Genomic DNA, 21206 nt, shown 5'->3' on the forward strand with positions numbered 1-21206 from the left:
CCTGCCGTTCTTCACTCCCCGATTCGTCAGGCCAATTAATGTCCAGGAGGGGAACTTTACGGGCGGGAATTCGGCTGACAATTCAATCACGAAGCCCCTACCACCAGGAATGCAGAAGTAATCGGAACAGGCGTTGACTTGATAACACTCTTGGTTTTACATGGCGGTTACCGGCAGGACAGGAAGGGCCGCCCATGCATGACCGAAGGAAGTCCGGAGAGGCGCGAACAGCCCATTTCCTCGATCATCGGCTGCGCCCCGCGCTGTACACCGCGCGGCTCCCGATGGAGGTCGGGGCCTGGCACATCCCGGGCGAGCCGGTGCCCGTCGACGTGGCGCTCCGTGCCGGGTACGCGCCGTTCGTCGTCGGCGAGAGGTGGGGCGGCGGCCCGTGGTCGACCAGCTGGTTCCGCTTCACCGCCGAGGTGCCCGAGCGCTGGGCGGGCCGCCGGGTGGAGGCCGTGATCGACCTCGGCGGCGGCCGGGCCGAGGGGCTGGTCCACGACGAGCACGGCACGCCGCTCCAGGGCCTGTACCCGCACGACCAGGCCGTGACCGTCGCGGCGCAGGCGCGGGGCGGCGAGCCCGTACGGCTGCTCGTGGAGGCGGCGGCCAATCCGTTGATCGACGCGGCCACCGGGGCGGGGGCGCACTTCGGCGACCCGGTGACCGCCGGCGACGAACCTCTCCACCAGTTGCTCCGCGCGGATCTCGCCGTACGCGACGAGAACATCTGGCAGCTCATCCATGACATCGATGTCCTGCACAGCTTGATGCGCGCGCTGCCCGCCGAGCTGCCGCGCCGCCACGAGATCCTGCGGGCACTGGACCGGGCCGTCGCCGCCGTCGACCCCCGTGACATCCCGGGGACGGCCGCCGGCGCGCGGGACGTCCTGGCACCGGTGCTGGCCCGCCGGGCGTACGAGTCCGCGCACACCGTCGCCGCCGTCGGGCACGCGCGCTCCGGCTCCGCCCGGCTGCGGCCGATGCGCGAGAGCGTCCGCGCGAGTGCCCGCGCCTTCAGCAGCATGGCGGCGCTCAGCGAGGAGTATCCGGAGTTGGTGTTCGCGGCGCCGCAGGCGCAGCGGCACGCCTGGATGAAGGACCAGCACCCGCATGTGTTCGAGCGGATACGCAAGGCCGTCGCGCGGGGCAACTGGGCGCCCGTGGGCGGCATGTGGGTGGAGCCGGACGCGAATCTGCCCGGCGGGGAGTCGCTGGCACGGCAGTTCGCGCTCGGACGGCGCTTCTACCGCGAAGAGCTGGGCGTGGACTGCGACGGCGTCTGGCTGCCGGGACCCGGCGGCATGAGCGCCGCCCTGCCGCAACTCGCCGTGCTGGCGGGGGCACGCTGGCTCCTCGGCCACACGCCCGCCGAACACGACACCGACTCCCTTCCGCACCACACGTTCTGGTGGGAGGGCCCCGACGGCAGCCGGATCTTCACGCACTGCCCGCCCGCCGGTCCGCACCACGCGGCGCTCACGGGGCCCGAGTTGGCGGACGCGGTCGCGGCGTACGCGGACAAGGGCGGCGGCAGCCGCTCGCTGATGCCCTTCGGCCGGCGGCCGGGTGCGCCCGACGGCACGGACCACCACGGCACGGACCACGACGACGCTGCCGGCGAGGGCGCGGACGACGAAGGCGCGGGACCCACCCGCGAGACGCTGGAACGCGCCCGCAGACTGGCCGACCTGGAGGGTTCGCCCCGCGTCGGGATCCAGCACCCCGCGCACTTCTTCCGGGACGCGCTGGCGGAGTACCCGCACGCCCCGGTGTGGCGCGGCGAGCTGTCCACGCGGACGCACCACGGCTCGTACACGAGCCAGGCCCGCACGAAGCGCGGCAACCGCCGAAGCGAATCCCTGCTGCGCGAGGCCGAGTTGTGGTCGGCGACGGCGGCCGTACGGGACGGGGTGCCCTACCCGTACGAGGAACTGGACGCCTTGTGGAAGCGCGTCCTGCTCCACCAGAGCCGGGACATCCTGTCGGGCGGCGCCATCGCCTGGGTGCACGAGGAGGCCGAGCAGGCGTACCGCACGGTCCACCGCAGGCTGGAGGGCCTGATCCGGCGGGCGGCGGGCGGCCCGGACGGGGTGACGGTCCTCAACGCCGGTCCGCGCGCCCGCCGCGAGGTGGTCGTGCTCGACCAGGACGGGCCGACCGGAGCGGGCGTGGCGGACGCGGGCCAGCCGCTGTCCGACGGACGGCTCGCCGTGCTTGCCGAGGCACCCGCGCTCGGCCGGGGCCCGGCCGGACTGCCGCTCGGCGGCACGGCGCCGGTGTCCGTCACCGCCGCCGATCCCGCGCTCGGCGGCGGGCACCTGCTGGACAACGGACTGCTGCGGATCCACATCGACGCGGCGGGGCTCGTACGCTCCGCGCTCGACCTGACGGTGGACCGCGAGGCCATCGCGCCCGGCGGGGCGGGGAATCTGCTCCAACTGCACCGGGACGACCCGGCGTTGTGGAGCGCGACCGGGCTCGACGCACCGCGACGCGACGCGCACGGTGGCACGCACCGCGATCTGGACGTCGCGTCGTCGGTCGAAGTGACCGACAGCGGACCGCTGTTGGCGCGGATACGGGTGGAGCGCGGCACCGGCAGGTCCACCATCACGCAGTGGCTGACGCTGACGGCGGGCAGCCGTGCGCTGAACATCGACACCGACGTCGACTGGCGCGAACAGGACACACTGCTCAAGGCCGCCTGGCCGCTGGACGTACACGCCGAGAACAGCCGCGCCGAGATCCAGTACGGCCATGCCGAGCGCCCCACGCACGAGAACACCGGCCGGGACGCGGCCCGTTACGAGCAGTGGGCGCATCGCTGGATCCAGGTCGGCGAGCACGGCTGGGGCGTGGCGCTCGCCTCGGACGCGTCGTACGGCTACGACGTCTCGCGCCTCACCCGCGCGGACCGCGGGACCACCACGCTCGTACGGCTGTCGCTGCTGCGTGCCGCGCACAGCCCCGACCCGCACGCCGACCGCGGGCCGCAGCACTTCCGGCACACGCTGCGCCCCGGCGCCGATGTCGCCGACGCGATCTCGGAGGGTTACGCCCTCAACCTCCCGCTGCGTGCGGGGCCGGCGGCCGGGCCGGTGGAGCCGCTGGTGAGCGTGGACGACCCGGCCGTGGTGGTCGAGGCGGTGAAGCTCGCCGACGACCGGTCGGGCGATGTGGTGGTGCGGCTGTACGAGTCGCGCGGCGGCCGGGCCCGTACGACGCTGACCGCCGGATTCCCCGTCACCGCCGTGCGCGAGACGGACCTCCTGGAGGACACGCTCACCGTGCGCGCGCACACCGGCCGGTCCGTGGCGCTGACGCTGCGGCCCTGCCAGATCCTGACGCTGCGGCTGGTGCGCGGGGCGGGCCCGGAGGAGGTCCCGGGTGTCTGACACCCGACCGGGCGACGGCACGCTCTCCCCCGAACTCCGCGCCGTGCTGCGCCGCTGGGCCGACGAGGGCGGTGCGCTGGCCACCCGCGCCGGTGTCGTGCTGCTGGCGGCCGACGGGCTGCGCGACGCGGAGATCTCGCGGCGGCTCGGGGTGTCGCGGCAGACCGTCGGCAGTTGGCGGCAGCGCTGGACGAGCGCGGGCATCGACGGGCTCGAACACCGGCCGCGCACCGGCAGACCGGCGACGGTCGACGAGGCCGAGGTCGTCACGCGTACGCTGCTGGCCCCCGGCGGCAGCGGCGCTTCGCGGGCGGTGGCAAGGGAGTTGGGCCTCTCGCACGCCACGGTCGCCGGCATCCGCCGCCGCTGGCGCCTGGTCCCGGACGAGCCGGTGTCCCCGTCGGTCCCGACGCGACCACCGCTGCCGGGGGCCGATGTCTGGGTGATGGGCCTGTACGTGGACGGCCTGCGCGGCGTCCTGCTGGCAGGCACCCGACTGGTCCCGAGCCCGCCGGCGACGTCCGGCACGGTGATAGGCGCGGACGTCCTGGCGGGCCTCGACCGCTCACTGGACGCGGCACTGGCATCGGCATCGGCACTGGCATCGACACGCCGCGACGGGGCCGGGCCGGCCGAGGGTCCCGGGGCCGGCGCGGGGACGGATCACGCGGCGAGCCGGCGGCAGGGCCGCACGACGGCCGTCGCCCCCGGCTCCGCCGGAGCGGCGGGCGGCTGGGCCGACGGGTCCACGCCCGGCGAACCGCACCGGGACCCTGCCCACGCCGTGGGCACGACCGGTGCCTTCGGCGCCGATCCCGGGCAGGTCCCGGCGGACAGTTCGGGCCCCGGCTCCGACAGCCGGCGCGTCGCGGGCACACGGCCCGCGCCACCCGACGTGGACTCCCGGGCGCGAAGCGCCGATGTCGGCGCGTCCGACCGGGCGTTGGCCGGGTATCTCGCGCAGGCGAGCCGGCGGCATCCCGATCTCGCCCTGCACGCCGTCACGTTGTGGGACGACGCGTCCGACGGTGCTCCCGCACCGGCCACCGACACGCCCCAACCACCCGGCACCACGGGTACCGTGACGTGTCATCACATTCCCGCGCGCTCGACCTGGCGCACCTTCCTGCGGGCCATGATCGCGCTCGACAGCACCAGTCATCCGGAGTCGTCGCGGCGCGTCTATCTCGATCTGGCCGCCGAGTTGGAGCGGTACGCGGCGGGGCGCCCCGACGACCCGCAGCACACCGTGCGCTGGCTGCGCGAGAACGTCGCGGGGCATCTCGGGGCCGAGAGCGCGAAGGTCGGCTCCGCGCGCGGGCACACCTGGAGCGGCGTCAACCAGATCGACCTGGGGTCGTTCAACGAGTGCGTGGTCATCGAGACCGTCCGGCTCTCCGGCACCATCACGCGCGGCGAGATCGCCCATCGCACCGGACTCACCCAGCAGTCGGTGTCCCGCATCGCCCGGTCCCTGCTCGACCGGGGCATCCTGATCGAGGACGCGCAACTGCGCGCCACCTCGGGCAAGCCGCGTACGCCGGTACGGCTGCGCGGCGCCGCCGCGCACGCGCTCGGGATCCATATCGATCCCGAACTGCTGACGGCGGTCGTGATCGACCTCGACGGCGCGATCGTGTGCACCCGCACGCGGTCCGTCAGCGCGGACACCGACCCGGCCGAGTTCGTGGAGCGGGTGGCCGCGCTGGGCCGCGAGACGCTGGCCGAGGCGGGCGGAGCCGTACGGCCCGACGGGTTCCTCGGCATCGGCGTCGCGGTGCCGGGGCCGGTGGACATCGCGTCCGGGACCGTACTCGGACCGCCCCTGATGTCGGCCTGGGGCGATCTTCCGCTGCTCTATCTCCTCAAGGACCACTTCCCGTGCCCGGTCATCATGGAGAAGGACTCGACCGCCGCGGCGGCCGGCGAGCGCTGGATCGGCCGCGACCGGCGGGCCAGGGACTTCGCGTACCTCTATCTCGGTACGGGCGTGGGCACCGGTCTCTATCTGAACGGGGACATCTACCGGGGCGTCAGCGCGAACGCGGGCGAGTTCGGACAGCTCTGCGCCATCGCGCTGGGGCGGGTGGACAAGGACGGCCGGCCCGAGATCCTGCCCGAGTGCAATCCGCCGGTCTCGGTGCCCGACCTGGCGGCGCGCGGCGGCCTGCGCCCGGTGGCCACGACGGGCGGGAGCACCGCCGCGTATCTGGCGGTGGGCCGGGCGGCGGCAGCGGGCGACAGGGCGGCGGCCGCGGCCGTGCGCGAGGTGGCGCAGGCGGTCGGGCGGGGCGCGCTGGGGCTGATCGACCTGCTGGACATCGATCTGATCGTCCTCGGCGGGCCGTTCTTCACGGACGACGTCGCGGACTTCTACCTGGCCGAGATCGCCCGTACGGTCAACGAGTTCCCGACCGCCCGGCGGCTGCGCCGGGTCGAGGTGGAGCCGTCCGTGCTGAGCGCGGGGGCCGCCGCCGTGGGGGCCGCGTCCACGATCTTCCATGCGACGTTCACGCCGAGGCTGCGGGGGCGGGAGACGCGGGCGCGCCACCTGCCCACGGGCTGACCACGTGGAACACACACCACGCCCAACATGACGAACGCGACGTGCGGGCCGCCGGGAGATCCCGTACGGCCCGCACGTCCTCACATCGGGCGAGGAGTCACCTCGGCGGCGTCGGCCGCGTCGCGGTCAGCCCGATCTGCTTCTTCAGCATCCGCCCGCCGTCACCGGTGAGCCGCAGGTAGTAGTCCGACGAGCAGGCCGTGCCGTCCTCGTCGAGCGCCCAGATGCCGGAACCGGACGGCACCTGCGAGCCGTTCTCCGCGGTCTTGGCGATCTGATTGCCCTCGTTGTACTCGTCGAACATGGAGATGTAGATCCCCGCGACGTTCAGCCGGCACATGTTGTAGAACTGCCGCCACATGAAGTCGCCGTGCGCGCGATGCCTGGACTGGAGGTCTCCCGGCATCACACAGGGCTGGTAGTCGATGCCACTGGCGTCGCAGTCCGCCTTGTCGGGGGTGTTAACGTCCCGGTAGAACTGGTCGGCCTGGGTGACGTTGCCCATCCGCCCGACCATCCACGGCGAGATCATGTTGAACGCGTGATAGACGCCGGAGAAGCCGGGCCTGGAGTCGCTGTTGCCGTTGCGCCAGTGGGTCGGCACCCCGCCGATGACGTAACAGCCCTGTCCCTTGAACCAGTTGATGACGTCCAGACACTCGGGGGGCGCGAACGGGCGCTTGTCGTCGGCGAAGCCGAAGCCCCAGATGCAGACGACCGGCTTGCCGTTCTGCCTGGCGTACATGCTCGACGACGTGTACGCCTTCATCTTGTTCGTCCAGTCCGCCTTGATCTCGGACTGCATGGCGCGCCAGTCGGTGACGTCGTACATGATGTAGAACTTCCGGCCGTTCGCCTCGGCCGACCGGCGTACCTTGACCGCCATCGCGTCCCGCATCGGGCCTTCGCCGCCGACGGGGTTGAAGCGCTGGAGCGCGGCGGTGTCGCAGTTGTTCTCGCGCATCCATCTGAAGTGGGTGTCGACGGTCTGCTGGTCGTGCGAGGAGAACAGCGCGGCCGGCTGGCCGTTGTTCAGATTCGGGTACGCGGTGGGGAATGAACGGGTGTACTCCCGCATATCCGGCCACGACTTGATGGTGTTGTTGGTGAGTGACGGCGGCTGGCCGGAGTCCTGGCTCCAGTGCCACCACCGGTCGATCGGGGAGCCGTCGCCCTTGGCGGCGAACCAGCCCTGATATCCGACGCTGATCTTGCCGACGACATCGCCGGGCGGACTCGCGGCGGGTGCCGCGGCGGCCCTGCTTCGCGGGGCGGGGGCGGCGCCCGCCTGCTGACTGCCGAGGACACCACCGGCGGCTGCTGTGCCGGCCAGCGCCGATGCGATCACGGCGCGTCTTGAAATACTCACGGAGTATTTCCTCCCACTAGAAATCTGCCTGAATTACGCGGATCCACGGGGGTGGGGGGAATTACAGGCGGCGGCAGCCCGCCCGCCTCCGTGGCGCACCATCGAAAAGTAACCGCTTTCGGACGGCCACGACAAGGCCCGCGCAAGGCTTTGTCCAGACCAATCAAGAGAAAGTGTCAGCCTATTTTATTTACGTTTTCCGTTTCCAGCGGAATGCGAAAAGCACGCACTTTCCGCGCGGCGCGATCGGGGGCCGTGTCCCCCCAGTGCGCTCCCCCCGTGTCTCTCTGCGCTCGCATGCGCCTCGAACGACTGGGGCATTTCACCGTTGACACCGTTTGTGTGGACATCGATGGAGCAAGGCGAGGGGAAGGTGCGCGGTGCACGGACCGGCAACTGCCGGCTGGCTGGTCGTGGCGCTCTGCGCGGCGGCCGGGACCTACTGTCTGCTGCGGCTGCGCGGCGCCCCGGGCGCGGGACGCGGCACGGCGGGCGGCGAGGCCCTGATGGGATTCGGGATGGCGGCGATGGCCGTGCCCGCCGCGGTGGTCACACCGCCGCGCTGGGTCTGGCTGTTGTACGCGGCGGTCTTCGGGGTCGCCGCGCTGCGCACCCTGGGCCCGGCCCGCAGGTCGTCGCACCATCTGCACCATCTCGTCGGCATGCTCGCCATGGTCTACATGTCGGTGGCGATGGCCCTGCTCCCCGGCGCCGCGCATGACGGGCACGGCACCCAGGGCACGGGCGACGCGGGCGGGACACCGCTGGCCACGGGCGTGCTGCTGATCTACTACGCGGGGTTCGTGCTGTGGACGGGCGCGCGGCTGCTCCCGTTGCAGACCGTGACCGTGACCGCGTCCCACGGGCGCACCGGCCCGGAGCTCGCGGGCACGGTGCCTCCGGACACCGGCCGGACGGCAGGGCCGGCCGCGGGGACGGTGACGGAAGCGGTGCCGGTGGTGGTGCCGGACGCCGGCGCCCCGGAGGGCAGGCCCGAGATGGCGCTGGCCTGCCGGCTCTCCATGGGTATCGCCATGCTGGCGATGCTGCTCACGCTCTGACGTAGGAGACCGGCACACGAGACCGGCGGACGGACGCACAAGAGACGCCGACACGACCGACGACCGTGTCCTGCGTCACTTGGCGCCCGCGCCCGGCCCCCTGAGCGGCCCCGCCCTCATAAACTGACGACCATGATGGTCTCCCTCGTGCTGCTGACGCTCGCCGCGCTGGCCGCCGTGGCCGCCCCACGGCTGCTGGCCCGCGCCGAATGGCCCGAGCGCGAGCCCGTGGTGGCGCTCTGGGTGTGGCAGTGCGTGGTGGCCGCCGTACTGCTGTGCTTCGCCCTCGCCATGACCTTCAGCGCGGCTGCGGCCTGGGTGGCCGTACGGGGACATGTCTTCGCCCCGGCCCCGAGCAGGGTCGTCGAGGCGTACGCGCTCGGCGCGCACCGTCCGTGGTCGGCGATGCTGGCCGTACTCCTGGCGGCCGGCGGTGTGTGGACGGGCGCGATGCTCACGCGCGAGATCCACCGGGCCCACACGCGCCGCAAGCAGCGCCGCAGGGAACTGCTCGTCCGTTCCCCGCTGTTGCCCGGCGAGGAGTCCGGCGGCGGCCCGCTGGTCGTCCTGGAGGGCGAGCGTCCGGGCGCCTGGTGGCTGCCGGGCGCGGCACCGCAGCTCGTCATCACCACGGCCGCCCTGCGGCGGCTGGGGGGCCGCCAGCTCGACGCCGTACTGGCCCACGAGCAGGGCCACGCCCGGGCGCGGCACGACTGGCTGCTGCACTGCTCGTCGGCGTTGGCCAACGGTTTCCCGCAGGTGCCGGTCTTCGCCGCGTTCCAGGCCGAGATGCACCGTCTGGTGGAGCTGGCCGCCGACGATGTGGCCTCGCGCCGGTTCGGCCGGCTGACGATCGCGCTCGCCCTGGTCGAACTGAACGAGGACCGTGGGGTGTTCGGCCCCTGCCCGGCCCCGGACGGCGAACTGCCGCGCCGGGTCGACCGGCTGCTGACGCCGCTCCCCCGGCTCACGGCGGGCCGCAGGCTGCGGCTGACGGCGGCGGCGGCGCTGGTGCCCGCCGTGCCGCTCGTGGTGGCCTTCATCCCGGCACTACGCACGCTGGGTTAACTTGGCGGGGCCCTCCGACAGTTGTGGCCCCTTCGACGTTAAGGATCAGCGCATGCAATCCCCCGCGGTCCCCCCGCCGTCATCGCCGGTCTCGCCGTCGCCGTCCGGGCCGTCGGGGGGCGTGACGCCGGTCCGCGTCGGTGTGGTGCTGGGCGTGGCCTCCGTGGTGCTGCTGGCGCTCGTCGCCGCCAAGTGGGGTCCGCTGCTTTCCCTGGACCGGAGCATCGCCGTCGACCTGCACCGGCAGGCGGTGGCGGACCGGGGTCTGACCCACGCGAACCGGATCCTCACCGACTGGGTGTGGGACCCCTGGACGATGCGGCTCCTGACGGCCGTCGCCTTCTTCGTCCTGTGGTTCCGCGGCGCACGGCTTCTCGCCTGCTGGGTCGCCCTGACGAGCCTGGTGGGCGCCCTGATCTCGCAGGGCGTGAAGTCCGCCGTCGGGCGCCAGCGCCCCAGCTGGCCGGACCCGGTCGACTCGGCGCACTACGCCGCTTTCCCCTCGGGCCACGCGATGACCGCGACCGTCACCATCGGCATGCTCCTGTGGGTGCTGCGCCGGCACGGACTGGGCGGCCCGCTGTGGCGGGTCCTGCTGGTGGTGGGGGTCGTCTCGGTGATCGGTGTCGGGTTCACCCGCCTCTGGCTGGGGGTGCACTGGAGTTCGGACGTGGTGGCCGGCTGGCTGTTCGGGGCGTGTCTTGTGGCCCTGTCGATCGCCACGTACGAAGGACGGGCCTTGTCCCGGTGGCGGTGACCCGGCAAGGATCGGGGTCATGAAGATCAAGGGTGTGCTTTTCGACTTCTCAGGGACCCTGTTCCGTATCGAATCGGCCGGTTCCTGGCTCCGGGCCGTGCTCGACGAGTTGAGTGTGCCCGTGCCGCCCGAGGAGGTCCGGCGGTACGCGGTCCAACTGGCCGTCGCGGGGGCTCTGCCCGGCGGGCCGACGCCGCAGCAGCTCCCGCCGGACCTGGCCGGGCTGTGGGCCACGCGCGACGAGAGCGCGGAGCGGCACAGGGCCGCGTACACGGGTCTGGCCCGGCAGGTGGCGCTCCCCGATCCCCGGCTGTACGACGCGCTCTACGAGCGCCATCGCACCCCGGACGCCTGGCGGCCGTACGCCGACACGGCGGAGGTGCTCGGCACGCTGAAGCGCGAGGGCATCGGCGTCGGTGTGATCAGCAACATCGGCTGGGATCTGCGCCCGGTATTCCGCGCGCACGGCGTGGACGAGTTCGTGGACGCCTATGTGCTGTCGTACGAGCACGGCATCCAGAAACCGGATCCGAGGCTGTTCGGCGCGGCGTGTGAGGCCGTCGGACAGGATCCGCGCGACGTGCTGATGGTCGGGGACGACCGGACGGCGGACGGCGGGGCGTCCGAACTGGGCTGCGCCGTCCACTTCGTGGACCATCTGCCGGTGGAGGAACGCCCGGCGGGTCTGCGCCCGGTGCTCGCCCTCACCCGCTGAGCAGGCCCTCGTCCTGTCGTTCAGGGTCCCTCGGTCCGGCGGCTGTTGACCTCAAGCGAGGTTGACGTTGTTGCCTCGTGGTCGGCAGGGAGAACAGCCGGCTACGGATCGGGGACCTCGGACATGACTGACATCGGCATCTTTCTCGGGACCGACGAGATCGCGGACAGCGCGCGCGACGCCGAGCGCCTGGGCTTCGAATCGGTCTGGTGCTGGGACCACCTCGCGGGGCGGTACGCGTCGCTCGCCCCGGAGGTGGTGCTGGCGACGGCGGCGGCCGTCACAGAGCGGGTGCGCGTCGGGTACGGCGTACTGCTCGCCGCCGTACGGCCGCTCCCGCTGCTCGCGAAGGAGGTGGCCTCGCTCCAGTACGTGTCGCGGGGGCGGCTGCTCGTGGGCGTCGGGGACGGCCGTGGCGCGTGGGAGCGCTGGCACGGCGGGCTGCGCGACGCGCCCGCGTGGGACGCGCTGGGCGTACGGCGCGCGGACGCCGAGGCCCGTACGGAGGAGGCGCTGCGGCTGCTGCCCGGGCTGGTCGGGGGCGAGCCGACCCGGTTCACTCCGGGGGGCGTCGAGATCACGCTCGCGCCCACCGCCGCCGCTCCCCCGCTGCTGGTCGCCGGCGGGCTGGAGGACGCGGTGCTTCGGCGGGCGGTGGAGTTCGGCGCGGGCTGGTTCCCCGCCGTGATCTCACCGGCCCAAGTCGCCGACGGGGTACGGCGGTTGCGGCGGTACGCGGACGAGGCGGGCCGCCCCGTCCCGCCCGTCACCGTGGCCGTGCCGATCCAACTCGACGTTCCCGCCGGGGAGGTGGCCGCCGCGCGGGACGCCCTGGTCCGGATGGTCGTCGACGCGTACGAGGTCGATCCCGGCCACGCGGCGGACGTGGGGATCGTGGGGACGCCCGAGGAGGCGGCGGAGCGGCTGGCCGCGTACGTCGAGGCGGGCGCCGACCGGATCGTGCTGAGCGGTGGTTCGGTGGCGGGGTGGCGCACGGGTCATGAGCTGCTGGCGCGGACGGCCACGCTGCTGGCCGGCTGAGCCGGCGGGGCGGCGCGCCACGGCGGGGGCTCGGGGGTGTCGGCGGGATGGCCGAACTTGGTTACTTGACCTGACCATGCCATCCCGTCACGATGTGCGCCAACAACCAGGTCCTGTCCGGTGAACAGGACCTGGCCGCCCACTGACCCGGCGCGGCTGAACCCCCCACACCGCTCCCCATCCAGGAGACAACATGCGACTTCGCATACGCGAGCACAGATCGAAGGCCGCCGCACTCGCGGTGATGCTGGCGCTCGCCGTGGCCGTCCCGTTCACGGCGGAGGCCGCGCCTCCGTCCCCGCCCCCGGCCTCGGAGGCCGCGCCCGGAGCCGCCGTGGAGGAACGGATCCGGCAGTACGAGATACCCGGCGCGGCCGACGCCGTTTCCCGTACCGCGCTCGCCGCCACCGGCGTCTCGGTGGACGAGGCGGACGCCGACTCGACGGTCGTCAGCGCCACCGACTCCCAGGCGAACCGGCTGCGCGCACTCGGCCATCAGCTCGACATCCTGCCCGCGCCGCCCGCCAGGAACAACGGCAGAGCCGCCCAGCCGCTCGACTTCCCCTCGGCCGACTCGCGCTATCACAACTACGCCGAGATGAACGCCGAGATCAACCAGCGGATCGCCGCCCACCCGAATCTGATCAGCAAGCGTGTCATCGGCAAGAGCTACGAGGGCCGCGACATCATCGCGGTCAAGATCAGCGACAACGTGGCGACGGACGAGGCCGAGCCCGAGGTGCTCTTCACGCACCACCAGCACGCCCGGGAGCATCTCACCGTCGAGATGGCGCTGTATCTGATCCGTGAACTGGGTGACGACTACGGCACCGACCCGCGGGTCACCAACGCCGTGAACAGCCGGGAGATCTGGATCGTCCCGGACGTCAACCCGGACGGCGGCGAGTACGACATCGCCACCGGTTCGTACCGCAGCTGGCGACTGAACCGCCAGCCCAACTCCGGCTCCACGAGGGTCGGTACGGACCTGAACCGCAACTGGGCCTTCCAGTGGGGCTGCTGCGGCGGCTCCTCCACCACCCCCGGCTCGGAGACGTACCGCGGCCCGCGCGCCGAGTCCGCGCCGGAGGTCAAGGTGGTCGCGGACTTCGCGCGCAGCCGGGTCGTCGGCGGCAAGCAGCAGCTCAAGGCGGCGATCGACTTCCACACGTACAGCGAGCTGGTGCTGTGGCCGTACGGCTACACGAAGGCCGACACGGCTCCCGGCATGACCCTGGACGACCGGAACGCCTTCGCCGCGGTCGGCGGGAAGATGGCCGCGAGCAACGGTTACACCGCCGAGCAGGCGAGCGACCTCTACATCACGGACGGGTCGATCGACGACTGGCTGTGGGGTAACCAGAAGGTCTTCGCGTACACCTTCGAGATGTACCCGGGCAGCGCCGGCGGCGGTGGCTTCTATCCTCCCGACGAGGTCATCGAACGCGAGACGGACCGCAACCGCGACGCGGTCCTCCAACTGCTGGAGAACGCCGACTGCATGTACCGCTCCATCGGCAAGGAGTCGCAGTACTGCGCGTGAGCCGGCGTGCTCGCACCGAGTGACAGACGGCCGTGGCCCGCGATTCGGGCCACGGCCGTCCGCTGTCTCCGTGCGTCCCGGGTCAGGGACGCGGTTCCGGCACCGGCGCGGGTTTCGGGATCCTGGCCGCGCGGGGGCGGCTCCAGCGACGCATGGCGGGCGTCTCCACCGTGGCGTACAGCAGCCAGGCCAGCAGCAGGGAGACGACGAAGAACAGCGCGGCGAGCACACCTTCGCCCGCGCTGTCGGCGAAGACCTCCACGCCCGGGACCGACCTGCCGAAGTGCAGCACCAGGTAGTGGACCATGTAGAAGGCGAAGGAGATCTCACCGAGCCGGACGAGAGTGCGACCGCGCCAGGGCGAGGGCAGCCCCAGTGCGTCGGTGCGGGCGGCGGCGGCGATGAGCAGGGCCAGCGGGAGCGCGGTCGGCGCGGCCATGCCGTAGACGGTCGGGGTCAGCAGGAACTGAACGCCGATCGAGCCGACGAAGAGCGCGCCGGCGCCGAGGAGACCCAGGGGCAGCCGTCGGCCGGACATGACGAAGCGGGCGACGAGCATGCCGAGGACGAAGTCCAGGGTGCGTACCGGCGGGAAGGGGTAGACGAACCAGTTCTGCCAGGTGGACATGGACATCCCCGGCGCCCGTGGTCCTGCCGACAGCAGCGCTTCGGCCAGGAAGGGGATCGCGACGATCGCGAGAGTGACCCCGGCGATCCAGCGCCACAGCAGTTCGTCGCGGATCTTCCGCAACTGCCGGTGCAGCCACGGGAAGCACAGATAGAAGAAGAGTTCGCAGCCGAGCGACCAACTGGGCACGTTGACCGCGAGGAAGTCCAGGCTGGGCAGCGCGCCCTGGACGAGGAGGAGACTGGGCACGACCTGCTTCCAGGAGACCGTCCCGGCCACGGCCACCACGATCACCAGGGAAACGGCCCAGGTGACAAGGTGGTTGGGGAGAATCTTCAGGACCCGCCGCCGCCAGAAGCGGCGCGGCGGATCGTCCTCGCGCGCGGACCAGGTGAGCACGAAGCCGCTGAGGACGAAGAAGAAGCCGACGCCCAGCCAGCCCATGCCGACCGCGAGCCGGAAGATCTCGGGGCTGCCCCCGCTGGGGTAGGCCTCGGTGTAGGCATGGCAGAAGAACACCATGAGCGCGGCCATGAACCGCATGCCGGTAAGCGAGGGCAAACGGGCGGCGGGCGTCGCCATGGGATCCTCCTGGTGATCTGTGCCGGGGGGCCACGACATTCTCGCGAGGGCGGCTAACGCGGCGATGTACAGGCGCTAAAGCCGCTCCCCCGGCCCCCCGGACCGGGCCGCTCCCCTTGCCCGCTCCCCTCGCCCGCTGCCTCGCCGCTCAGACCGCGTCGGCCAGCAGCCAGGCCAGCTCCGTACGCGAGCGGACCTCCAACTTCCGGTAGATCCGGTTCAGATGGGCGTCGACGGTGCGCGGGCTCAGATGCAGTCGCGTGGCGATGTCCTTCGTCCGTACGCCCGTCCCGGCGATCCCCGCGACCTCGCGCTCCCGGTCGGTGAGGAGGTGCAGATCCACCTGGCGGGCCGGTCTCTCGGCCGTCGCCGCCTCGGCCTCCGCCCTCAGCTCGCCCCGCATGGAGAGACAGTGCGCGGACAGCAACGTCATGCCGGTGCGCGCGCCCGCGGCGCCGTCGGCCGCGAAGAGTTCGGCCGCGTGCTCGTAGAGCCGGGCCGCGTCAGCGGCGCGGCCCTCGGCGCGCCGCTGGTGTCCGAGCGCGCACTGCGCGCGGGCGCGGCCGTAGCCGGTGCCGAGCGTGCGGGCGGCCTTCTCGGCGCCGCGCACCCAGCGCAGCAGCGCGGGCTGCCGTTCGGCGGCGGAGACTCTGGCCAGCAGCTCGAACGCCTCCAGCCGTAGTCGCGGCGGGAATTCGGTCAGTCTGCTGCCGCCGCCGGCGCCGACCACCTCCACGGCACGGGCACTGGCCTCCGCGGTGTCGCCGAGCGCCGCGCCGAGGGCGAGCACCGTCCCGACGCGGTGCGGGAGGGTCCCGAAGCGCAGCGCGTCGATTCGCTCCCGCAACTCCGGCCAGTGGGTGGCGCGCTCGTCCTGCGGGCGCCGTCGGATGCCGCAGCAGAGCGCGAGGAGGCGGGCCAGGGCGGCCTGTCCCACCGTCTCCATCCGCTCGCCGGTCTCGGCCGCCCGCAGGGCCAGCTTGCGCGCGTCCTCCAGGCGCCCGGTGCTGTAGAGCACCATGGCGCGGCCCAGCAGCAGCGGAGGCAGCAGCACAGTGAAGCTCTGCTCGCAGGCCAGATCGGCGGCGCGGCTGAACTGGGTGTCGGCCGCCGAGAAGTTGCCGAGGTCCAGTTCGGCGCTGCCGGTGAGCGTCAGCAGCACGATCTCGTCGCCCAGTGCCCAGTCGGCGGCCAGACAGCTGTCGTCGGCCACCCGGTCCAGCGCCTCACGGGCGGCTGCCACCTCGGCGACGGCGGCGGCCTGGTGGGCACGCAGGGCCAGGGCGAGGGCGGTGTCCCGCGCGCAGCCGGCCAACTGGGCCGTACGCAGAGCGTGTTCGAGGTTCTTGGTGGAGGGGACCTGGCCGTCGGCGAGAAGGACGAGGCTCTGCCAGATCAGCAGCCGGGACCGTTCGGGTCCGGGCACGGCGGCCGGGTCGGCCAGGGCGTTCTCCAGCGCGACGACCGCCTCGCCGGTCCGCCCGGCGAGGCAGTCGAGGAGAGCGCCCCAGGCCACCGACTGCCAGCGGCGCGGGGCGGGGGCCAGTTCGCCGAGATCGGCCACGGCACGAATCGCCGCACGGGCCTCGTACGGGCGGCCACAGGACCACTGCGCGCGGGCGGTCAGCAGCAGTACCTCGCTGCGCTCGGCCGGGTCCTCGGTGGAACGCAGCGCCGCCTGGAGCCACTCGACGGCGGTCTCGGGGTCCTGTCTGAGGATCTCCTCCGCGCCGCGCGTGAGGATGGTGAGGTCACCGGGGTCGCGGACGATCAGTGAGGCGGCGACGTGCCGGGCGCGTACGGCCATCGGGCCGCCCAGCTTCGGCTGGTGGGCCAGGGCGAGCCGATGAGCGGTCCGGCGCTGGCAGGGATCCACTCCGGCGTAGATGGCGTCACCGACGAGGGGGTGCCGGAAGGCCAGTACGGCGAGGGAGTCGACCCGGCGGAAGAGGTCGCGGCGCAGCAGTCCGCCGGCGGCGGTGCAGGCGCGGGTGAGGCTGAGCCCGCTGACGGCGGCGAGGGCTTCCACGTCGAAACGCAGGCCCACGACGGAGCCGGCTTCGGCGACGGCGAACTCGTCCCGGGTGAGCGGCTGGATCTCGCCGTGCACCAATTCCAGCAGGAACTCCCGCTCCTTGCGGTGGGCGAGCGCGAGGAGGTACTGGGGAATGCCGTGGCTGTCGCGGTGCAGGGCGCGCAGGGCTGGGGAGTTGGCGGGGCGGCCGAGGAGGGCGGCGGACTGTTCGGTGGTGAGCGCGTCCAGTTCGAGGCGTTCGACGGTGCCGCGCTGGACGCCGTGGAAGAGGGTAGCTCGCAGCCCGGTGCCGCGCAGCCATTCGGTGGCCTGGCGGTTGCGGTGCGCCAGGACGATCACGAGGCGGGCGCCTACGGGGTGGCGTATGAGGTGGTCGACCAGCTCCGCCGTGTCGAGGTCGGCCCAGTGGAAGTCGTCCAGCACCAGGAGGGTGGGCCGGTCCTGGGCGAGCCGCTCCAGCAGGGCACGCAGGGCGAGCAGGTTGGCGGCGGGGTCGTGCCGTGCGAGGGCGGCTCGCAGCCCCTCGGTGTCCCCCGCACCGGCAGCCGCCCAGATCCGTTCGACGGTCTCGGTCTGCGCGGGCGGCAGCCGGGGCGCGGTGTCGCGTACGAGCCGGTCGTCGACGGCGCGGGTGAGGGCGCGCAGAGGGGTTCGCTGATCGGCCTCGCTGCCGAAGCCGCGTAAGGTGCGATAGCCGTCCTTGCGGGCGTCCTCCGCGAATCCGTCCAGCAGATGGGTCTTCCCAGCGCCGGGGTCGCCGACGATTTCGAGGATGTGTGTGCCGTCGCCGGGCGCCAGGGCGGCCCGCAGTCTCCGCGCTTCATTCGACCGGACGTTCCGCGCCTCCCTGAGCGGCGCCTCGGATTCGTGGCTCGGATTGCTCATATCGGGCTGCGCCTCTCGGATCGAGTGCTGCCGCACACCGAAGTTCGGCGCTTTCGGATGCTACAAGGCGCATGCTGTCGTCACATTGCGTCCCCATAGATTGGCGCAAAGTGAGCTGCCCGATCCGAACGTAAGGCGAGTGCGCCCGGTTACCCGTCACCCGCCCCGCCACCTGCGCGGCAGTCAGCGACCGGCGCGTGTCCTCAATCCCACCACACCCGACAAAGCAGAGAATTGACAGACATAATTTCATTACGAATTTACTCTGCGGAAAAGAACCGGAGGAGTTGAGCGTGCCAATGCGGCCGTCCGTTGGAGGGAGAACACGGAATCCACAGAAACGGAACTCCTCCTGCCGTTACGGCCGCACCCGGCACCGCCCGTCCGGCGGCCATCCGGCGACTATCCGGCAGCCCTCAACTGGAGCCGCTCGTCGGCCAGCAGAATCGCCCGGTGCAGATCCCTCAGTGACGCACAGGGCTCCAGGGCGAGTTCGGCGTCGAGCATGCTTCGCACTCCCTGGTACACCTGAAGGGCGTCGGCGCGCCGGTCGGAGCGGTAGAGCGCCAGCATCAACTGCCGGTAGAAGGCCTCGTGCAGCGGGTGTTCGCTGATGAGCGTCTGGAGCACGCTGACCAGCTCCCGGTGTCTGCCGAGCGCGAGACTGGATTCGATTCTCATCTCGGCGCACTCCAGGCGCACTTCGGCGAGCCAGCTGGTGAATCCGCCGACGATGGGGCCGCTGCCGACGATCTCCTCGTCGCGCACCAGCTCGGCGGCGGTCTGGAGCGAGGTGACGGCCGCCCCGTAGCGCTGCTCCCTGATCTGGTTCCGGCCCTGATAGAGCAGCCGGCGGAAGGTGTTCAGATCCAGGTCCCCGCACGGGATCTGAAGCATGTAGCCGGGGGGCCGGGTCACGATGACCCCGTCCTCGCCGGGCCGCTTGAGGAACTTGCGCAGTTGCGACACATAGACGTGCAATGCGGCCGTCGCCCGCCGGGGTGGGTCCTGCCCCCAGATCTCGCCGATCAACTGCGAGGTGGACACGACTTGGTTGGCCCGGATGAGCAGGGCCGTCAGCAGGATCCCGACCTTGTGCGCGCTCGGGGTGGAGCTGCCGTCGCCGTCGACCACACGCAACCGTCCCAGGATTTCGAACCTCACGCTCACACCGTCTCCCCACAGGATGCTGGTGGCGCGGTGCGCGCCGTTGCGCCCGCCAGACATCTGGATCGTCACAGAGGCGAACGCTCTTTCGCATCGGAGAAACTACGTAGTTGGCGCCACCTCAGCGGATCGTCGGTGCGGCTTTCGCGCGGCTTCAGGACCCCGCGGGCCGGTCACCCGCCGGCCAGAAGTCCCTTGGTGACCACCGGAAGCAGCCGTTCCGCGGCACCCTCGCGATCCTCCGACCGCTCGGTCACCCAGGCGACGGCGGCGATCATCTGGAAGAGGTCGGCGGCGTCGAACTCGGCGCGGGCACTCCCCTCCCGCTGGGCCCGGGCCATCAGCCGGGCCCCGGCCTCATGCATCCGCGCGCAGGAGGAGTGCAGCGGCGAGCCCTCGTCGTACATGCTGCTCATCATCGACGCCGCGAGACCGCTGTACGCCCCGGCGTGCGCGACGGCGGCGCGCAGCCAGTCGAGCAGCGCGGCATCCGGATGCGCGGCCACGAGCAACTCCTCGGCGCGGGCGTGCAGCGAGTCGATGCTGTCCCGGATGACGGCGGCGAGCAGCGCGTCGCGGTGCGGGAAGTGCCGGTAGAGAGTCCCCGGGCCGACGCCCGCCCGCTTGGCGATGTCGTCGAGCGGTACGTCAGCACCATGCTCCCGGAAGGCCTCCTGAGCGACAGCCAGCAGCCGGTCGTAATTGCGCTGGGCGTCGGCGCGCAGCGGCCGACGCTGGTCAGCGGGGGTGGCTGGGCTCATCGGGGCTCCTCGCATTGAAAGTGGAGAGTGTCTCCACTATCGTAATCGACCCAAGCGGAGATTCTCTCCGTTTCACGTTCGCGCGCCGCGAAACTGTCCCACCACCGGAAGAGAGACAGACGGCACATGTCGCAATCCTCACGGCAGCAGAGCCTGGGCCACGGGGACGAGGGGGACGCCGGAAAGAATCCCGCGCCCACCCGGCTCACCCGGAGCCCCGGCATCACTCTCGCACTCATCGTGTCCTGCGAGTTCATGCTCCAACTCGACACCACGATCATGAACGTGGCACTGCCCACCGTCCAGGACGACCTGGGCTTCAGCCGGACCGGTCTCTCCTGGGTCATCAACGCCTTCCTCCTTGCCTTCGGCGGTCTGCTGCTGCTCGGCGGCCGGGCGGGCGACATCCTCGGTCACCGCAAGGTGTTCATCGCCGGCACGGTGCTCTTCACCCTCGCCTCCGCGCTGGGCGGTCTGGCGCCGACCGCGGAGACCCTGGTGGTGGCCCGTGCGCTCCAGGGCATCGGTGCCGCACTGGCGGCGCCCACCGGAATCGCGCTGCTGGCCACCAACTTCGAGGAGGGCAAGGCCCGTAACCGGGCCTTCGCCATCTACTCGACGGTCGCCGGTTCGGGTCTCGCGCTCGGCCTCGTCCTCGGCGGCGTCCTCACCACCGGGCTCTCCTGGCGCTGGGTGCTCTTCATCAACATCCCCTTCGGTGCGCTCGTCGTGGCGCTGGCTCCGCGCTTCATCAACGAGACCGGGCGCAATCCCGGCCGCTTCGACATCGCGGGCGCGCTGACCTCGACGGCCGGTATGACGGCCCTGGTCTACGGCTTCATCCGGGTCTCCGAGCACTCGTGGGGCGACACGCTCGCCCTCGTCTCGTTCGCCGTCGGCGTGGTGCTGATGGCGGTCTTCATCGCCGTCGAGAAGCGCGCGGACCAGCCGATCATGCCGCTGCGGCTGTTCACCCGCCGTACGAGGGCGGGCGCGTACATCAATCTGCTGCTCATCGCCGCGACGCTGACGAGCATGTGGTTCTTCCTGGTGCAGTTCCTCCAGGGCGTGCTCGACTACGGCCCGCTGGTGACCGGGCTGGCGTTCCTGCCGATGGCGGCGGCGGTCTTCGCGTCCTCGCAGTTCGTACCGAGGATCCTGCCCAGGTTCGGCACGAAACCCGTGGCCATCAGTGGAGTCGTGCTCGTCGGGGTGGCCACCGTGTGGCTGACGCGGCTCTCCGTCGACAGCGAGTATCTGACCGATGTGCTCGGCCCGCTGGTGCTGTTCGGGCTGGGCGCCGGGCTGGCACTGGTCTCCCACAACCTCATCGTGATGTCCGAGGCGGCCCCCGAGGAGTCCGGCGCGGCCTCCGGGGTGCTCCAGGCCATGCTGACGGTCGGCGGCTCGCTCGGCCTCGCGCTGCTCGTCACCGCGCACGGCCGGGCGATGCGGTCGGCGCAGGAGAACCTGCCGACCGGGATGGGCGAGGCCGACGGCGAACGGTTCGCGCTCGCCGAGGGCATCAACGGGGCCTTCCAACTCGGCTCCGTCTTCGCCGTGATCGGGCTGGTCGTCGCGGTGTTCGTGGTACGGGCCCAGCGCCCGGCCCCGGCCGCCGGCTGAC

At 72.0% G+C, this 21206-nt stretch carries 14 protein-coding genes; 9 read left to right on the forward strand and 5 right to left on the reverse strand.

Annotated features, from left to right (window positions below):
- Positions 1-194 precede the first annotated feature (194 nt).
- On the forward strand, positions 195-3401 hold the full coding sequence (locus BHU15_RS06360; protein WP_069626264.1) for an alpha-mannosidase: 3207 nt from the start codon (positions 195-197) through the stop codon (positions 3399-3401).
- Entirely contained in the window at positions 3394-5967 is a 2574-nt protein-coding gene (locus BHU15_RS38085; RefSeq protein ID WP_079127944.1) for an ROK family protein, read from the forward strand. The genes BHU15_RS06360 and BHU15_RS38085 overlap by 8 nt, the downstream gene beginning before the upstream one ends.
- A gap of 97 nt (positions 5968-6064) precedes the next feature.
- On the opposite strand, the gene BHU15_RS06370 is transcribed toward BHU15_RS38085, so the two are convergent.
- Entirely contained in the window at positions 6065-7336 is a 1272-nt protein-coding gene (locus BHU15_RS06370; protein ID WP_031232435.1) for a glycoside hydrolase family 99 protein, read from the reverse strand.
- Positions 7337-7716: 380 nt separating this feature from the next.
- On the opposite strand from BHU15_RS06370, the gene BHU15_RS06375 reads away from it, so the two are divergent.
- The 6 genes from BHU15_RS06375 to BHU15_RS06400 all read left to right on the forward strand — a co-directional run bounded on the left by BHU15_RS06375 (position 7717) and on the right by BHU15_RS06400 (position 13521).
- Entirely contained in the window at positions 7717-8397 is a 681-nt protein-coding gene (locus BHU15_RS06375; protein WP_069626265.1) for a DUF5134 domain-containing protein, read from the forward strand.
- Between the two features lie 132 nt (positions 8398-8529).
- Positions 8530-9465 (forward strand): M56 family metallopeptidase, encoded by a 936-nt coding sequence (locus BHU15_RS06380; RefSeq protein ID WP_069626266.1) that lies wholly within the window; start codon positions 8530-8532, stop codon positions 9463-9465.
- 52 nt (positions 9466-9517) lie between these two features.
- Positions 9518-10222 carry a phosphatase PAP2 family protein gene (locus BHU15_RS06385; RefSeq protein ID WP_079127945.1) on the forward strand — a complete coding sequence of 235 codons (705 nt, stop codon included), beginning with the start codon at positions 9518-9520 and terminating at the stop codon, positions 10220-10222.
- Between the two features lie 19 nt (positions 10223-10241).
- Positions 10242-10937, forward strand: coding sequence for an HAD family hydrolase (locus BHU15_RS06390; RefSeq protein WP_023543426.1), 696 nt, complete (start codon positions 10242-10244; stop codon positions 10935-10937).
- 123 nt (positions 10938-11060) lie between these two features.
- Positions 11061-11978 (forward strand): LLM class flavin-dependent oxidoreductase, encoded by a 918-nt coding sequence (locus BHU15_RS06395; RefSeq protein WP_069626267.1) that lies wholly within the window; start codon positions 11061-11063, stop codon positions 11976-11978.
- Between the two features lie 193 nt (positions 11979-12171).
- The gene (locus BHU15_RS06400) at positions 12172-13521 is read left to right on the forward strand and encodes a M14 family metallopeptidase (RefSeq protein ID WP_069626268.1); all 1350 of its coding nucleotides are present in this window, start codon (positions 12172-12174) and stop codon (positions 13519-13521) included.
- An 82-nt stretch (positions 13522-13603) separates the two neighbouring features.
- On the opposite strand, the gene BHU15_RS06405 is transcribed toward BHU15_RS06400, so the two are convergent.
- The 4 genes from BHU15_RS06405 to BHU15_RS06420 form a co-directional block, all read right to left on the reverse strand.
- Complete coding sequence (locus BHU15_RS06405; protein WP_069626269.1) at positions 13604-14731, reverse strand: acyltransferase family protein; 1128 nt, start codon at positions 14729-14731, stop codon at positions 13604-13606.
- A 148-nt stretch (positions 14732-14879) separates the two neighbouring features.
- Positions 14880-17651, reverse strand: coding sequence for an AAA family ATPase (locus tag BHU15_RS42010; protein ID WP_069626270.1), 2772 nt, complete (start codon positions 17649-17651; stop codon positions 14880-14882).
- A gap of 402 nt (positions 17652-18053) precedes the next feature.
- Complete coding sequence (locus tag BHU15_RS06415; protein WP_031232430.1) at positions 18054-18815, reverse strand: AfsR/SARP family transcriptional regulator; 762 nt, start codon at positions 18813-18815, stop codon at positions 18054-18056.
- A gap of 176 nt (positions 18816-18991) precedes the next feature.
- A complete protein-coding gene (locus BHU15_RS06420) occupies positions 18992-19579 on the reverse strand; it encodes a TetR/AcrR family transcriptional regulator (protein WP_023543419.1) in 588 nt (195 codons plus the stop codon).
- A 126-nt stretch (positions 19580-19705) separates the two neighbouring features.
- Between BHU15_RS06420 and BHU15_RS06425 the strand changes: the two genes are divergently transcribed.
- Positions 19706-21205 carry an MFS transporter gene (locus BHU15_RS06425; RefSeq protein ID WP_023543418.1) on the forward strand — a complete coding sequence of 500 codons (1500 nt, stop codon included), beginning with the start codon at positions 19706-19708 and terminating at the stop codon, positions 21203-21205.
- The last annotated feature ends 1 nt before the right edge of the window (position 21206 follow it).

The sequence above is a fragment of the Streptomyces niveus genome, assembly GCF_001723055.1.
Classification (GTDB): Bacteria; Actinomycetota; Actinomycetes; order Streptomycetales; family Streptomycetaceae; genus Streptomyces; species Streptomyces niveus.

Bases quoted from the DNA above. Each gene is read 5' to 3' on its own strand.
- BHU15_RS06420 (WP_023543419.1), bottom strand. From the start codon at position 19,579: ATGAGCCCAGCCACCCCCGCTGACCAGCGTCGGCCGCTGCGCGCCGAC.
- BHU15_RS06380 (WP_069626266.1), top strand. From the start codon at position 8,530: ATGATGGTCTCCCTCGTGCTGCTGACGCTCGCCGCGCTGGCCGCCGTG.
- BHU15_RS06390 (WP_023543426.1), top strand. From the start codon at position 10,242: ATGAAGATCAAGGGTGTGCTTTTCGACTTCTCAGGGACCCTGTTCCGT.
- BHU15_RS42010 (WP_069626270.1), bottom strand. From the start codon at position 17,651: ATGAGCAATCCGAGCCACGAATCCGAGGCGCCGCTCAGGGAGGCGCGG.
- BHU15_RS06400 (WP_069626268.1), top strand. From the start codon at position 12,172: ATGCGACTTCGCATACGCGAGCACAGATCGAAGGCCGCCGCACTCGCG.
- BHU15_RS06425 (WP_023543418.1), top strand. From the start codon at position 19,706: ATGTCGCAATCCTCACGGCAGCAGAGCCTGGGCCACGGGGACGAGGGG.
- BHU15_RS06385 (WP_079127945.1), top strand. From the start codon at position 9,518: ATGCAATCCCCCGCGGTCCCCCCGCCGTCATCGCCGGTCTCGCCGTCG.
- BHU15_RS06395 (WP_069626267.1), top strand. From the start codon at position 11,061: ATGACTGACATCGGCATCTTTCTCGGGACCGACGAGATCGCGGACAGC.
- BHU15_RS06405 (WP_069626269.1), bottom strand. From the start codon at position 14,731: ATGGCGACGCCCGCCGCCCGTTTGCCCTCGCTTACCGGCATGCGGTTC.
- BHU15_RS06360 (WP_069626264.1), top strand. From the start codon at position 195: ATGCATGACCGAAGGAAGTCCGGAGAGGCGCGAACAGCCCATTTCCTC.